Source organism: Xanthomonas sp. BRIP62409 (genome assembly GCF_003992965.1).
Classification (GTDB): Bacteria; Pseudomonadota; Gammaproteobacteria; order Xanthomonadales; family Xanthomonadaceae; genus Xanthomonas; species Xanthomonas euroxanthea.
This window is the reverse complement of sequence record NZ_QEZJ01000033.1, coordinates 34,237-48,616: the sequence shown is the minus strand read 5'-3', so window position 1 is coordinate 48,616 and position 14,380 is coordinate 34,237. Positions and strand designations below refer to the sequence as shown.

At 64.8% G+C, this 14,380-nt stretch carries 12 protein-coding genes; 1 reads left to right on the top strand and 11 read right to left on the bottom strand.

Annotated features, from left to right (window positions below):
* The first annotated feature begins 125 nt into the window (after window positions 1-125).
* Window positions 126-3,266 (top strand): efflux RND transporter permease subunit, encoded by a 3,141-nt coding sequence (locus EO170_RS19980; RefSeq protein ID WP_119131684.1) that lies wholly within the window; start codon window positions 126-128, stop codon window positions 3,264-3,266.
* Between the two features lie 1,003 nt (window positions 3,267-4,269).
* On the opposite strand, the gene EO170_RS19965 is transcribed toward EO170_RS19980, so the two are convergent.
* The 11 genes from EO170_RS19965 to EO170_RS19915 form a co-directional block, all read right to left on the bottom strand.
* Window positions 4,270-5,637 (bottom strand): VOC family protein, encoded by a 1,368-nt coding sequence (locus EO170_RS19965; protein ID WP_126947675.1) that lies wholly within the window; start codon window positions 5,635-5,637, stop codon window positions 4,270-4,272.
* 159 nt (window positions 5,638-5,796) lie between these two features.
* A complete protein-coding gene (locus EO170_RS19960) occupies window positions 5,797-6,414 on the bottom strand; it encodes a hypothetical protein (RefSeq protein WP_104650075.1) in 618 nt (205 codons plus the stop codon).
* A gap of 29 nt (window positions 6,415-6,443) precedes the next feature.
* Entirely contained in the window at window positions 6,444-7,019 is a 576-nt protein-coding gene (locus tag EO170_RS19955) for a hypothetical protein (RefSeq protein ID WP_126947671.1), read from the bottom strand.
* Between the two features lie 257 nt (window positions 7,020-7,276).
* Complete coding sequence (locus EO170_RS19950; protein ID WP_126947668.1) at window positions 7,277-8,035, bottom strand: HAD family hydrolase; 759 nt, start codon at window positions 8,033-8,035, stop codon at window positions 7,277-7,279.
* Window positions 8,036-8,072: 37 nt separating this feature from the next.
* On the bottom strand, window positions 8,073-8,480 hold the full coding sequence (locus EO170_RS19945; protein ID WP_180497046.1) for an EF-hand domain-containing protein: 408 nt from the start codon (window positions 8,478-8,480) through the stop codon (window positions 8,073-8,075).
* 301 nt (window positions 8,481-8,781) lie between these two features.
* Window positions 8,782-9,144, bottom strand: coding sequence for an EF-hand domain-containing protein (locus tag EO170_RS19940; protein WP_104584111.1), 363 nt, complete (start codon window positions 9,142-9,144; stop codon window positions 8,782-8,784).
* Window positions 9,145-9,368: 224 nt separating this feature from the next.
* Window positions 9,369-9,746 (bottom strand): hypothetical protein, encoded by a 378-nt coding sequence (locus tag EO170_RS19935; RefSeq protein WP_104584112.1) that lies wholly within the window; start codon window positions 9,744-9,746, stop codon window positions 9,369-9,371.
* Between the two features lie 137 nt (window positions 9,747-9,883).
* A complete protein-coding gene (locus tag EO170_RS19930) occupies window positions 9,884-10,081 on the bottom strand; it encodes a CPXCG motif-containing cysteine-rich protein (protein WP_104584113.1) in 198 nt (65 codons plus the stop codon).
* A 77-nt stretch (window positions 10,082-10,158) separates the two neighbouring features.
* Window positions 10,159-10,866 (bottom strand): M15 family metallopeptidase, encoded by a 708-nt coding sequence (locus EO170_RS19925; protein WP_104584148.1) that lies wholly within the window; start codon window positions 10,864-10,866, stop codon window positions 10,159-10,161.
* Between the two features lie 278 nt (window positions 10,867-11,144).
* Window positions 11,145-13,100: an XVIPCD domain-containing protein gene (locus EO170_RS19920; RefSeq protein WP_126947662.1), complete on the bottom strand. Its 1,956-nt coding sequence runs from the start codon at window positions 13,098-13,100 to the stop codon at window positions 11,145-11,147.
* A gap of 130 nt (window positions 13,101-13,230) precedes the next feature.
* Entirely contained in the window at window positions 13,231-14,277 is a 1,047-nt protein-coding gene (locus tag EO170_RS19915; RefSeq protein ID WP_241239475.1) for a hypothetical protein, read from the bottom strand.
* Window positions 14,278-14,380: the final 103 nt, after the last annotated feature.

Sequence of the window (14,380 nt, the reverse complement as noted above, 5' to 3'; positions counted from 1 at the left end):
GACCGATCCGCTGGCCCGCGGCATCGCCCGCTCGCACGCACGCGTGACAGTCGCTTTGGTTTCGGCTTTGGTTCTGGCCTTTCCCGAATCCCTAATCCCGATTCCCAAATCCCGGCACCACGGCCATGAACATCTCCGCGCCCTTCATCAAGCGCCCGATCGGCACCGCGCTGCTGGCGATCGGTTTGTTCGTGATCGGATTGATGTGCTACCTGCGGCTGGGCGTGGCGGCGTTGCCGAACATCCAGATTCCGGTGATCTTCGTGCACGCCACGCAGTCCGGCGCCGATGCCAGCACCATGGCCTCCACCGTCACCGCGCCACTGGAACGCCATCTGGGCCAGTTGCCCGGCATCGACCGCATGCGCTCCTCCAGTTCGGAGAGCAGCAGCCTGGTGGTGCTGGTGTTCCAGAGCAATCGCAACATCGATTCGGCCGCGCAGGACGTGCAGACCGCGATCAACTCCTCGCAGTCGGACCTGCCGTCCGGGCTCGGCACGCCGATCTATTCGAAAGCCAATCCGAACGACGACCCGGTCATCGCCATCGCGCTGACCTCGGACACGCAATCGGCCGATGAGCTCTACAACGTTGCCGACTCGCTGCTGGCGCAACGGCTGCGCCAGATCACCGGCATCAGTTCGGTCGACATCGCAGGCGCCTCCACGCCGGCGGTCCGCGTGGACGTGGACCTGCGTGCGCTCAACGCGCTGGGCCTGACCCCGGACGACCTGCGCAACGCGGTGCGCGCGGCCAACGTCACCTCGCCGACCGGGTTTCTGTCCGACGGCAACACCACCATGGCGATCGTGGCCAACGATTCGGTGTCCAAGGCCGCCGACTTCGCGCAGCTGGCAATCTCCACCCAGTCCAACGGGCGCATCGTGCGGCTGGGCGATGTGGCCACCGTCTACGACGGCCAGCAGGACGCCTACCAGGCGGCCTGGTTCGACGGCAAGCCGGCGGTGGTGATGTATGCCTTCACCCGCGCCGGCGCCAACATCGTCGAAACCGTGGACCAGGTAAAGGCGCAGATTCCGGAGCTGCGCGCCTACCTGCAGCCCGGCACCACGCTGACGCCCTACTTCGACCGCACCCCGACCATCCGCGCCTCGCTGCACGAGGTGCAGGCCACGCTGATGATCAGCCTGGTGATGGTGATCCTGACCATGGCACTGTTCCTGCGCCGCCTGGCGCCGACGCTGATCGCGGCGGTCACCGTGCCGCTGTCGCTGGCCGGCTCGGCGCTGGTGATGTACGTGCTGGGCTTCACCTTGAACAACCTCAGCCTGCTGGCGCTGGTGATCGCCATTGGCTTTGTGGTCGACGATGCGATCGTGGTGATCGAAAACATCATGCGGCATCTGGACGAAGGCATGCCGCGCCTGGATGCCGCATTGGCCGGTGCGCGCGAGATCGGCTTCACCATCGTGTCGATCACTGCCTCGCTGGTGGCGGTGTTCATTCCGATGCTGTTTGCCAGCGGCATGATCGGCGCGTTCTTCCGCGAGTTCACCGTGACCCTGGTGGCGGCGATCGTGGTGTCGATGCTGGTGTCGCTGACCTTGACGCCGGCGCTGTGCAGCCGCTTTCTGTCCGCGCACACCGAACCGGAAAAACCTAGCCGTTTCGGCGCCTGGCTTGACCGCATGCACGAGCGCATGCTCGCGGTGTACACGGTGGCGCTGGATTTCTCGCTGCGGCACGCCTTGCTGCTGTCGCTGACGCCGCTGCTGCTGATCGCCGCCACCGTCTTCCTCGGCGGTGCGGTCAAGAAGGGCTCGTTCCCGGCGCAGGACACCGGCCTGATCTGGGGCCGCGCCAATTCCAGCGCGACGGTGTCGTTTGCCGACATGGTCAGCCGCCAGCGCCGCATCACCGACATGTTGATGGCCGACCCGGCGGTGAAGACCGTCGGTGCACGGCTGGGTTCCGGTCGCCAGGGTTCCAGTGCGTCGTTCAACATCGAATTGAAGAAGCGCGACGAAGGCCGCCGCGAGACCACCGCGCAAGTGGTCGCGCGCCTGAGCGCCAAGGCCGACCGTTACCCGGATCTGGATCTGCGTCTGCGCGCGATCCAGGACCTGCCCAGCGACGGCGGTGGCGGCACCAGCCAGGGCGCGCAGTACCGTGTCTCGCTGCAAGGCAACGACCTGGCCCAGCTGCAGGAATGGTTGCCCAAACTGCAGGCCGCGTTGAAGAAGAATCCGCGCCTGCGCGATGTCGGCACCGACGTGGATACCTCGGGCCTGCGCCAGAACATCGTGATCGACCGCGCCAAGGCCGCGCGCCTGGGCATTTCGGTCGGTGCCATCGATGGCGCGCTGTATGGCGCGTTCGGCCAGCGCTCCATTTCCACCATCTATTCGGATCTCAACCAGTACAGCGTGGTGGTCAACGCACTGCCCTCGCAGACGGCAACGCCCAAGGCGCTGGATCAGGTGTTCGTGCCCAACCGCGCCGGCCTGATGGTGCCGATCACCTCCGTCGCCACCCAGGTGCCCGGGCTGGCGCCGCCGCAGATCGTCCACGAAAACCAGTACACCACGATGGATCTGAGCTACAACCTCGCACCGGGCGTGAGCACCGGCGAGGCGGACCTGATCATCAAGTCCACCGTGGAGGGCTTGCGCATGCCCGACGGCATCCGCCTCAGCGGCGACGACAGCTTCAACGTGCAGCTCAGCCCCAACTCGATGGGCGTGTTGCTGCTGGCCGCGGTGCTCACCGTCTACATCGTGCTGGGCATGCTGTACGAGAGCCTGATCCACCCGGTGACCATCCTGTCCACGCTGCCGGCCGCCGGCGTCGGCGCGCTGCTGGCGTTGTTCCTCACCAACACGGAGTTGTCGGTGATCTCGATGATCGCGTTGGTGCTGCTGATCGGCATCGTCAAGAAGAACGCGATCATGATGATCGACTTCGCGCTGGTGGCGCAGCGCGTGCACGGCATGGATGCGCGCGCGGCTGCGCGCGAAGCCTCGATCGTGCGCTTCCGCCCGATCATGATGACCACGATGGTGGCGATCCTGGCCGCAGTCCCGCTGGCGGTAGGCCTGGGCGAAGGCTCGGAACTGCGCCGCCCGCTGGGCATCGCGATGATCGGCGGGCTGATCTTCTCGCAGGGCCTGACCCTGCTCAGCACCCCGGCGCTGTACGTGATCTTCTCCTGCCTGAGCGAACGCTGGAAGGCGCGTCGCGCACGCGCGCGTGCACGTCGGGCCGAGCGCGCGGCACCACGGCGCCCGGCAACCTCGGCGCACTGAGCCTGCTCAAAAGACCGCACCCCGCCAGACGCGTGCGGTCTTTGTTTGGGTAACAGATCGGGCTGTTTTTTTACTAAGCTCACCGCCATATGGATGGCGCAGGCTTTCTGGTTCCCATCGGTACACGACCACGTTGGCAGGTGCGATGCCCTCGCCGCTTGCGGGACCGTGTGGCGGCATGGATGCCGCCACCGCGCCTACATGGACGTACTTGCGGCGTGTCCCGCAAGTGCTGAGGACACCTCGCCCTCGACGTGCTCGGCGTTGACTGAACTCAAACGATGCTAAGAGCCGAATTTTTGGATGTCTTGGTGTGATTGGGCAGTACTGATGGATCAGTCCTAGAGTGGCTGATCTGTGGATTGGCTGCGGGGCCCTTGCCCGCCCACCATCGCAGGACACGCCGCAAGTACATCCCTGTAGGCTCTTACGCGGCATCCATGCCGCGTAAGGTCCCGCGACGGTGGGCGGGCAAGGACCCATTGAGATGGTCGGTGCGCATGGTGCAAGCAATGCATGACGCGCATTGTTCGGTAACGGCGCGCCCACTCAGCCTCCCAAGACGGGCAGAGCAGACGCGAGGTTTCAACACGTCAACGGCAACCGTCTCAGCGTTCCCAGAGCAGGCGTGGCGATGGCTTTTTTTGACCCGACAACCGACCGACGTCCTGGTGCGGTGCCCTCGCCGCTTGCGGGACCGTGTGGCGGCATGAATGCCGCCACCGCGCCTACATAGACGTACTTGCGGCGTGTTCCGCAAGTGGTGAGGGCATCGCGCCCTCGACTCACCAAGCTTTTGGCCTGAGCCCACCTGACCGCGTCCAGACGCCGCTGCTGAGCGGAATCTCATCTGCTTTCCTGGCCTGACGTCGGGAGTGCGCCATCCGAGTCCGCAGCGGCGCACATCCTTGCAATGTGCACCGCGCGATCACGCCACGCCACGCCACGCGCGACAGGGCCGGCAGATCGCAGGCCTGCACACGCACGCGCCGCAGCGGGACCGCTACACCAGCAACGCCTGCAGCGACGCCCGTTCCAGCTGTGCGTACAACGCGCACTCATCGTTTACCTGCGCGCCCAGCGCCTGTTCGAAGCTGCGCTTGCTCGAATGGGCGGCGTAGGCGCGTTGCTCGGCGCCACCGAGATTGGACTGGAAGATGCCGGCCGCACTCACCGGCAGGAAGTCTTCATAGATGATCGGATCGGCACTGAGCAGACCGAGCGCAATCGCGGTTTCTGCCGGCAGTGCCGCCACTTGCGCAGGGTCGGCACGTCCGGCCTCGGTCAGCGCGTAGCGGAAGTAGCCCAGGCCTTCCTGACGCAGCACGGCTTCGTCGTCGGGAAACGCCACGAACGCGGTCTGCAGGCGCGTGGCGTAATCGGCGCCGGTGCTGCCCGCGCCATCGCTGTCGCGGGCCTGCGCCAAGAGCGCGTCGTACAGCGCGCGGCCCTTGGGGGTCAGTGCGAGTCCGCGCTGTTCGATCTCGCCGAAGCGTGCGGTATGCGTGCCGTGCTCGGCCTGCCCACTGTCGCCGACAAAGCGCACCGGCTCCTCCAGGGCCTTGAAGCTGGTCTGGCGCAGCAGGATCGGCACACGCCGACGCGGCGGCCCCTCGATCACCGCCTTGGCATCGATACCGGCGCGCTGCATCTGCGCCTGCGCCGCATCGATATCCAGCGTGCGCGGCGTCAGGTGATTGATATGCGGGCCGTGGAAACTCACCACGTCGGCGATCAGCTTGTGCGCCTGGCTCAACGCGCGGTAGGTCGGCAGCGAGACCGTGGCATCGCCATGCCAGCGGAAGGTTTCCAGCGCTTCGGCCACGAACTGCTGCGCCTGCGCCGCTTCCAGTCCACCATGACGCTCATGCTGTTCGATCAGCTCCAGCGCTGCGGCAGTGAAGATCTGCCGCTGCTCCAGGATTTGCGCCGCCTGCGCACGCAGTGCGGCGTCTTCGATCAATTCCAGCCGCAGCAAGGAGGTGAACACGCGGAATGGATTGGCCGACAGCGCCGCCTCGTCGATCGGGCGGAACGCGGTGGAATGCACCGGCACGCCCGCTACCGACAAATCGTAATACCCCACCGGATGCATGCCCATCACCGCAAACAGCCGCCGCAGCGTGGCCAGTTCCTGCGCCGTGCCGACCCGGATGGCGCCATGCCGTTCCAGATCCAGGCGTGCACGCTCGTCATTGCGCTGCAGGCGCGCGGCCAGGGCCGGATCGGCGCTCAGGGTGTCGGCGTTGACCTGCGCCACCAGCGCCATCAGGTCGCCGTACAACGGCACCTCGGCGCGATACATGTCCGACATCGCCTGCGCGAACAGGCTGCGGATGTGATCGGGGGAGACAAACACGGTATCGCGCATGGGCTGGTCTTGGCAGTGCCGGCCAACGCCGGCGTTGCCGCATTCTCGCCGACCGCGCCCCACGGCGACCAGCTGCACGGCAGCATCGCGTCCGCGCGTTGCCGCGCAGACAGCCGCGGCCGTAGCACGCCCGCCTCCGGCGAAGCGCCTTGCGCCGCGTTACAACCCCGCCTGCGCTGCGGCGTCGGCCGCCTCGCTGGCCTCGCGCGCAGCCTCCAGCCGTTGCGCATGATCGCCGAGCTGGCGACGCAGCAGTGCGTCCAGGGTGATCGGCCGTTCCCAGCGGTCGTAGCTGGCGACGATGGCATGCCGCAGCGCGCGCAGATGCGCGTTATCCGGTGCCACCGACAGCCGCGTGATCACACCCTCCCAGCCGTCATGATGGTCGCGCGTGTAGGCGCGCACGCTTTCGCGGCACGACAGCTGCACCGTGTGCGCCCACGCGCAGGCGAAGTAGATGTCGCCGGCATGCCAGCCATGCACCTGCAACAGCGCCTGCACATAGCCGCGCGGGGTCTCGGTATAGCGGGCAACCTCATCGATGAAACTGTCGGGATAGCGCTGCGCATAGCTGCCCATATCGGCAAGATGCTGGTCCACCCACGCATCGCCGGTGCCGGGCATCACCGCCGGCGCAGCCTCTTGCGCCGGGATGCCGGCAGCCGGCGCCGGTACGCCCTGTGCCATTGCCAGCGCCGGAGCCAGAAGGGCAGCCAGCAGTGGCAGCGATCGCAACCGAGGTGAGCGGAAGGCAGGCATGCCCCGATGATGCCGCATGCACGCGCCGGTGTCAGGCCACACGCGTGTCAGCGCAGATCGTAAAAGCCGATGGAATGCACTTCGCGGCAGCCGCTCAGGTCGCAGGAGCCCACGTAACCGGGACCGATGTAACGCTGACGCGCATCGCGGTTGTGCGGGCTGCTGTACGGGTCCGGCCCGTACAGGCCGTTGCCGTAGTAGATCTGCCCATACGGACGGTTGCGCGATGCACCAAACCGTAGCTCACGGCCATAGCCATAACCGCTATAGGCACCGCCGTATCGTGCATCGGAATATCGATCGGCCGAAAACGCAGAACCGCGATCGCCCGCAGTCGGGCGGGACTGCAATGTCGCGATGCTCTGGCCGTGCGCATCCACATAGCCTTGCTCTCGGTCGAAGCGGACGGTGCGGAAATACACGGTCTCCCCACCCACCTTGCGCGTGCGAAGACGCACATAGTCGCCCGCATCGTCGTAGTACGGCTGCCCGTCGCGAAAGATCACCTCGCTCGGGTTGATGATTTCTTCTTCCAGCTCGGCCGCCGCAAGCGGCGTGGCGCCCACAAGCAGCCCCAGCGCAACGGCCAGCACTGCATGATGGATGACGGACAACATGTTCATGGGCAATCCCTCCAAGGTCGGCCACGCACGCCTGGTGGCCGGAACGTCCTGTTGGCGGGCACTGCGATACGCCCGCATGTTGATTCATAGCATCTGCAAACCGGCGCCTCGGTCACGCCCGCCCCTGGCTCCTGCAGCCGAGGTGGAAAATCCAGCCACTATCACGGCGGTGCGATGACCTAAGGCGAGTCGACACGGAGCAGGTATCCCAAGCGGCCGCGGCCGCTCCCCATGCCCGCAGACGCGTGCCGCGGTGCTCAGCTTAGCGCGTGCTGCCTGGCCAGTGCATCCAGGCCATGCACTGCCGCCGGCCAGCCGGCGGCGTCGGGCACTTCGCGCATGCGCGGTTCGTCGGCGGCCACCCCGTGCTCCTGCTCGTGCGCCCAGGTCACCGCGTACGGGGTGTAGATCCCCCAGCCGCCGATGGCCAGCACCGGCTCCACGTCCGAGCGCAAGGAATTGCCGATCATCACAAAGCGCTGCGCCGGCAGGTCGAACTCGGCCAGCACGCGCGCATAGGTGTGGGGATCCTTTTCGGACACCACCTCCACGCGCGGAAACAGATCGGCCAGACCGGATTGTTCGATCTTCTGCTCCTGATGGAACAGGTCGCCCTTGGTGATCAGCACCACCGCATAGTCGGCGGCGATCGCGCTGACCGCCTCGCGCACGCCGGCAATCACCTCCACCGGGTGCTGCAGCGTGGCCCGGCCGATTTCGACGATGCGCTGGATGTCGCGTGCGTTGATGCGCGCCTGCGTCAGTTCGATCGCTGTCTCGATCATCGACAGCGTCATGCCCTTGGCGCCGTAGCCGAACACCTTGAGATTGCGCCGTTCCACCGCCAGCAGATGCTGCTGCATGCGGCTGTCGCCCAGATCCAGATACGCAGCCAGGATCGCTTCGAAATCCGCCTCGGCAGTGCGGTAATAGTCCTCGCTTTTCCAGAGGGTATCGTCGCCGTCGAAGCCGACCAGTTGGATCGCCTGGCCGTCGCGCTGTGCAAGAGAGCTCATCGCGACAGTTTAGCAGCGCACTGGAGCGCTGCTGCGATCAATCCCCTGCGGCATCGCCCGGGCCGGGCTGGTAGCTGGCAAATTCGTCGCGCGACAGGCGCCCATCGCCATTGCTGTCGAAGCCGGCGAAATTCTCGCGCAGGACGGGGTCGGCGCCTGCTTCGGCCGGGGTCAATGCACCATCGGCATCGCTGTCCAGGCTGCGGAAGGTGCGTGGCGCCAGCGTGCCGGCTTGTGGCACCAGCGCGGCCTCTGCCCCACCCTTGGCAGCCGATGGCGCGGCAGCGTCGGCCGGTAGCAAGGGCGTGGTGGCAGGCGACGGTGGGTCGATCGGCAACGGCGCCATTACCGGTGCTGCCGGTCCTGCGCTGGAAGACCCCGCACGTGGCGGGTTGGCGGGCGGCAACTCTGGCGGCGCCGCCAGGGCCCCCAGTGGGTTCGACAGGCCGATTAGCACGGCAATGCGCGGCAGCATGGGCATGTGCCAAGGAGACGGGGCCGGCGAATGTAGCGCGGCGCACGTAAAGAAAACGGGAGCGACCCTGGCAGATCGCTCCCGCGTGTCCATCCTGTTACCTGGTCATGCTGTTATTTGCTTACGTACCTGCTCGAGCCGGGCATCTGACAGCGATGCTTCGGATCGAACCGCTGTTCAAACAACTGCGACTGCGGAAGCTGCCTCCTGATATCGAAAGAACTGTCAGCAAACGAACTCACTGCGTTGCGTACTCCTCCCTCAGTTGCCCTCAGTTGCCTTGCGACCCGCTTGCCGCGGCGCCGCCCTGCTGCTTGACGACAAAGGCCTTGTATTCATCTGGGGTCAGTTTGCCGTTCTTGTCCGAATCGGCGTCATTGAAGATCTGCGCAAGCCCGGCGTTGACCTGGGCCTCTTGCGTACTGATGGCGCCGTCGCTGTCGGTGTCGACACTCGCCCAGGTCTGGCCGCCGCCGGATTGCGCAGGCTGCGCTGCAGTGGTGGCAGAACTTCCCGACTGGGCCGACGTCGCGGCGGCATCCTGCTGCGTACTCTGCGCCATGGCCGGCAGCGCCAGGGCGGCGGCAAGAGCGGCGGTGGCGGCGAGCAGCGAGGTGCGGTTGCGATTCTTCATTGGGTGGTCTCCTTGGCTTGGGAATGCGCGGTGTCGCCGCACATGGCCCCACCTTACCCAGCCCGAATGAACGTAAAACCCGCCGCAATTTCCTGCAAAACATCCTCTTAACCACCCGCCGAATGTTTGCGTCTAGCCGTCTGTTAGACATCGGTGAGCCAAACAGAAGCACCGCATTCAATGCATGGAAATATGCGAACCACGCCGCATTTCAGCGCGTGGTTTTACGTAGTCGGCGCCTCGTCGTCCCAGCTGCCGGAGCTGAACAGTTTCCAACCCACCACGACGCCCGCGATCGCCCCGGCCACTTCCAGCACCACGCGCGATCCCAATTCATTCGGATCGTGGATCCTGGCCAGTGCCAGACGCGCGTAGAGCGGCGACTCCAGCCGCACGATGCTGGTATAGACGAGATTCCAGATGTCGTAGCCGCCGCCGATGGCGACCGCGAGCAGACAGGCAATGCCCAGCGTGTGCCCGTGGCTGAAGTGCAGACGCCGGCCGAGGTGCTCGACCGCTGCGAAGACCAGCACGCCCAGCACCAACGCGATCAGGCCAGCCTCCAGTGAACCGAGCAGACCGAAGTGCAGGGGCAGATTCATCGTGACGATCCAGGCAGCAGGCGCATCAGTCTAGCGGTTGCGGGGGATGGATCCCGGCCAGAGCCGCAGGCGCGAGCGGTGATGCGAACGAGGCTGGGCCGGGTGATCCAGCTGCCCGATCCCGCGACACGCCGTGCTCACGCATCGTCCTGCCCGCGCGCACGCACCTGCGCTTCGCCTTCTTCGTCCCATTGCACGCTGACCGAGATCGGCTTGCAGCACACCTGGCAATCTTCGATGTAATGCTGGTCGCCGCCGGTCAGATCCAGCGTCAGGGTGATCCACTCCCCGCAATACGGGCAGGCGATATCGACAAAGCGTTCCGGGTCGGACATGGCAATTCCTTGCAGCGGCTTGGAGTGATGGACAACACGGATAGTGCGGTGCCGCGTCACCGCCTGCGGCGCGTCATTCAGTTGACCGGCACATCGAACGCGGTCTCCGGCATCGGCTCGGGGCGGAACGTGAAGTGCCACCACTCCATCGGATAGTTGGCAAATCCCTCCGCCGCCATCGCATGCAACAACTGCTGGCGGTGGGCACGCTGTACCGGGCTGATGTCGCGCGCATCGGTATGCGCACGCGCATCGAAGAAATCGAACTCGGTGCCCATCTCCACCGGCTGGCATGGGCCGTGCCGGCAGTCCAGCAGCCCCAGGTCCAGCGTTGCGCCGCGGCTATGCCCGGAGGTCTCGGCGATGTAGTCCCCCAGCAGCGCGCGTTTGTCCACGCGCGGGTAGTGCTGCGCCTTGGTCGACTGGTCCTGCAGATCCGCAGCCCAGGCCACGAATGCCTGCACTGCCCGCACCGGCCGGTAGCAATCGAACACCTGCAGTCGATAGCCCTGGGGCTTGAGCGACCGCGCCACCCGCGCCAGGGCCTGCGCGGCCGGACGCAGCAAATAGCAGGTGGGCGCCAGATACCCCGGCACCACGCGCCCGGTGAAGTTGTTGCTGCCCGCATAACGCATGTCCACCACGATTTCCGGCGCGAGGTCCTGCACATTGACCAGACCGGCTTGTGCGGCGGTCGTTGCCGGCGAGAGGATGGGAGCCGCTTGCACGTTGGGGACTGCGCAGAGGAGCAGCAGCGCGGGTACCCGCCATCTGATGCGCTGCAGGGTGCATGCGAGGTGGTGCGATATGAGGTCTACGGGGGATCGTGCTTGCGTCATGCGCCAAGCATAAGCCACGACAGGCAAGGTGCCTGCAAAGAAGCGCTCGAACAAGCAGAGCGTATGGCTTGCTTTACGAACAACGGCTCGGGACCGACATACAGGATTGCTGCACCAGCCATCAGCACGTCCACGCGAGATTCAACCTCCTGCGTGATCGCCAGCCCGGTCCAATGCCGGCTGGCGATCGCTATCTCACGGACTCGCAACCTGACTAGACGTACCTAGCGCGCAGGACCCGACTGCGTGTGGGTGGTCTGCGTGCGCTGCTGATCCTCCTGACTCTGCCGCTGCGTCTCCGCTGTGAGCTGTTGCTGGCTCTGCTCCAGCGGCACCAATGCGGCCTGCTGCTTGTCCACATAGGCACGATTCACATCGAGCGGGTTGTTGGGATTGCGCTCCACCGCGATCAATCCCTTGCCATTGGTGCTAGGCACCAACTCGTCGATACGCGACATCCCACTGACCTTGGCTTCGTATGCGATTTGGCCGGCGGCACGCTGCATTTCGTCGCGACTATTGAAGCCGCCATTCGGCCCATGCTTCTGAAGATGGTCCATTGCCTGCTTGACCAAAGGATCTACCGGACGTTGCGCTTCGACAGCGGCAGAAGCGGGGAGCTTGGCCTCGCCGCCATTCCGAGTCTGGCCCTGTTGCTTGCCCAGCGCTTCGAGCGTGGCCTTGTCGGCAATACCGGTTGGATTCAGGCCCTTCTCGCGCTGCAGGTTTGCCACCACTTCCTTGGTCTTGTCGCCGTAATAGCCGGTGCCGGACAGCAACTTGCCACTGTTGTCCTTCATCCCAAGTTCGATCAGGGCCTGCTGCATTGCCTTTACATCCGCACCTTGCTCGCCCGGTCGCAACGATGTGCGCGTTTGATGGTCCTGATTCTGTGACTGTGTCTGTTGCTTGTCCTGCAGCAGGTCGCGCGCCTTGGCGAACGGATCGGACACAAACAACTTGGCGCTCTGGTTGTCGGCCAGGTACTTGTCCAACGGCATGGTATTGACGCCCTTTGTGCCGCTGGACTGGCTGACCTGCAGCTCGCCACTCTTCGGGTCGCGCACCACCATCAGAATGTGGTCGATGCCCTTCCAGTGGTCATGCCCCGAATTCCGGCTGGCATCCACCCCAATGACCATGCCTTCCTTCAGCGCACCGGGCTTGAAGACGTCCTGACCTTGTAGCAGCACGCCGGAATTATCAAACGCTTTCTTGACAATGCCGCCGGAGCCAGTCATTCCTTGCACCAGCATGTCCTGGCGGCCGAAGACATCGCGACCGGCCTTCTGATTGATCTCCCGCATCGTGGCGTTCTGCAACTCAGACACCCAGCCGGAGCAGTCGATGTAGCCCTGCTCCAGGTGCTTGCCGTCCACGCCGGGGTGGGAGAGCCTGTGGCCCTTGATATTGATCGCGTACTTCACATCGTCGTACTTGATGCCCATCTCATACGCGGCGGTGAGCTTGATTGCGTCTTGATTGTCCTGCCCGGCCGCTGCAGCCGGATGCGACTGCACGCGGGCCGGCGCAGCCGGCTGTTGGGACTGGCCCTCGGCAACCGGCTTGATGCCCTTTTCCGGGATGGCGATATGGTCGAACTTGGTGTCCCAATACTTCAGAAAGGTCTTGGCCATGTCCTGATCGGACAGCTTCTTGAACTCGGCCAACGAGCTGCCGGTGTAAGCCTCGAACTGTTTGGCACCCGCCGCATCCTTTTCGCGCGGCACGTTGTTGATGATGTTCGCGCGCGTGTCTCCGCGTGCGAAGCTACCGTTGGCAACCGCCTCCTGGATCGACCGATAACCAGCAGCACCCTGCTGGTGCGCCATGTACATATCCAGCCCGTCGGGCTGCGGCTTGCCGGACAGGTACGGACGATTGTCTTTGTCGTGTTGGCGGGTCAGCGACCTCGCATTGTCCTGATATAAACGCGCCGCGGCATCGGTATTGGCCACCGCATCCAGTTCGCGGCCGCTGATGCCGTAGGCCGCAGCGGTACCCGGAGTGAACTGGAACAGGCCCTTGGCGCTGTTCGGGCCACGGCTGGCCTGCTCGTCGAACCTGCCGCCGGTTTCGATATAGGCGAAACGCATGAAATCGTCGACCGGAATATGCCGTTCCCTGGCCTCACGCTCGATGATGTCGAGGTTCTCGGCCTTCGTGTAATCGCGTGCCATCTCGTGTTACTCCTTGAGGTTGATATACGGCGCTGGGCGCCGACAAGGTCAACCGAGCTCGTCCATGAGCTAATTAGTGTACGGTCAACAAGACTGTTCGGTGTTGCAGGTCGCGGGTTCTTGCTGTTCGCTAGACTGCTCTCGGCAGATACTGGCCACTCGCCTGGTCATGCACGTAGACCACCGCGTCGGATGCATCGAGCAAGCGCGCCCGGCCAGGGCCGGAAATGACGGTGCCCTGCAACGCCACCTGCACGGCCGGCATCCGCTCGCCGGGCACCGGCTGAAAGCTCAATGTGCCGATGCTGGAGACGTGCGGAACGATGCCTTCCTCGTCGCTGCTGACCTCGTTGTCTTCGCCGGCCGCAACCGTCCCACGGTAGATCCAGCCTTGGTAGTCGCCCAGGTCGTTCTTGTGCGGATCGAAGGTAAAGAGCGCAAAACCGAAACTAGTGACGCCATTGTCGAAGATGGAGGTCGGCAGTGCCAACAGCAGATGCCCGTTGTCCAGAATGTGCTGCAGCGGCTTGCGCGTTTCGTCGACCGCGTCGGCGCGCTCGTAGCCGCCGAAACGCCCCACGTACTGTTGCGCGTGGAACAGCATCCATGGCCGCTCGCTGTCTGGCGCGGTCAACAGAAACGTGGCCTGGCTGATCGACACGCCTTCGCCCGGATCCGGAACGGTCTCGGCTTCGTCGTTGCCGTACTTGTTGGGCGTGGCATAGGCGAAACCGGTGTAGTAATGCTTGCCGCCCAGATCGAAATGCTGGCCATGCCAGAAACTGGCAACGGCGCCGTTATCGATCTCGTACGAAAGCGCGCCGTCCCCATCCATCCCATAAATCAGGTAGAGCACGCTGCCCGGATAGGGTGGTGCCACGGTCGTGACGGCTACTTGAGTGTCGTTGGACATGTGCAGAACATCCTGTAAATGTTGAAGAAGCCGGAAACACAACTGCAATCCCGACACACCATGCCGCGTTATCCGGAAAGCCGCCCTGCTACGCATCACGGACATGGCCCGCCCCACAGAGACGCAGCTGTCGCAGGCGCGGCTTCGGACAGAAAACGGTGAATTGCGATCCGGCCCCAAGGCAGGGGCGGTGATGGCGATTCGCGCATGGCAAACCGCAAGCCGGCGATCCGCTCCGGCATTTCGGGCGAGTGCAGCATCCATTGCCGCTCGCGAATGACTCGCCTGATCATCAGGCCCCGTGGGCGAATCTTATCCAGTTCCCGCACCCGAAACCAGCCGGCCCTGCCGGCCATTCCGCATCCCG

Excerpts from the sequence above, each read along its gene's own strand:
- EO170_RS19965 (WP_126947675.1), bottom strand. The coding sequence starts at position 5,637 with ATGCGCGATACCGTGTTTGTCTCCCCCGATCACATCCGCAGCCTGTTC.
- EO170_RS19955 (WP_126947671.1), bottom strand. The coding sequence starts at position 7,019 with ATGAACATGTTGTCCGTCATCCATCATGCAGTGCTGGCCGTTGCGCTG.
- EO170_RS19980 (WP_119131684.1), top strand. The coding sequence starts at position 126 with ATGAACATCTCCGCGCCCTTCATCAAGCGCCCGATCGGCACCGCGCTG.
- EO170_RS19935 (WP_104584112.1), bottom strand. The coding sequence starts at position 9,746 with ATGAATCTGCCCCTGCACTTCGGTCTGCTCGGTTCACTGGAGGCTGGC.
- EO170_RS19950 (WP_126947668.1), bottom strand. The coding sequence starts at position 8,035 with ATGAGCTCTCTTGCACAGCGCGACGGCCAGGCGATCCAACTGGTCGGC.
- EO170_RS19960 (WP_104650075.1), bottom strand. The coding sequence starts at position 6,414 with ATGCGGCATCATCGGGGCATGCCTGCCTTCCGCTCACCTCGGTTGCGA.
- EO170_RS19920 (WP_126947662.1), bottom strand. The coding sequence starts at position 13,100 with ATGGCACGCGATTACACGAAGGCCGAGAACCTCGACATCATCGAGCGT.
- EO170_RS19940 (WP_104584111.1), bottom strand. The coding sequence starts at position 9,144 with ATGAAGAATCGCAACCGCACCTCGCTGCTCGCCGCCACCGCCGCTCTT.
- EO170_RS19930 (WP_104584113.1), bottom strand. The coding sequence starts at position 10,081 with ATGTCCGACCCGGAACGCTTTGTCGATATCGCCTGCCCGTATTGCGGG.
- EO170_RS19915 (WP_241239475.1), bottom strand. The coding sequence starts at position 14,277 with ATGGATGCTGCACTCGCCCGAAATGCCGGAGCGGATCGCCGGCTTGCG.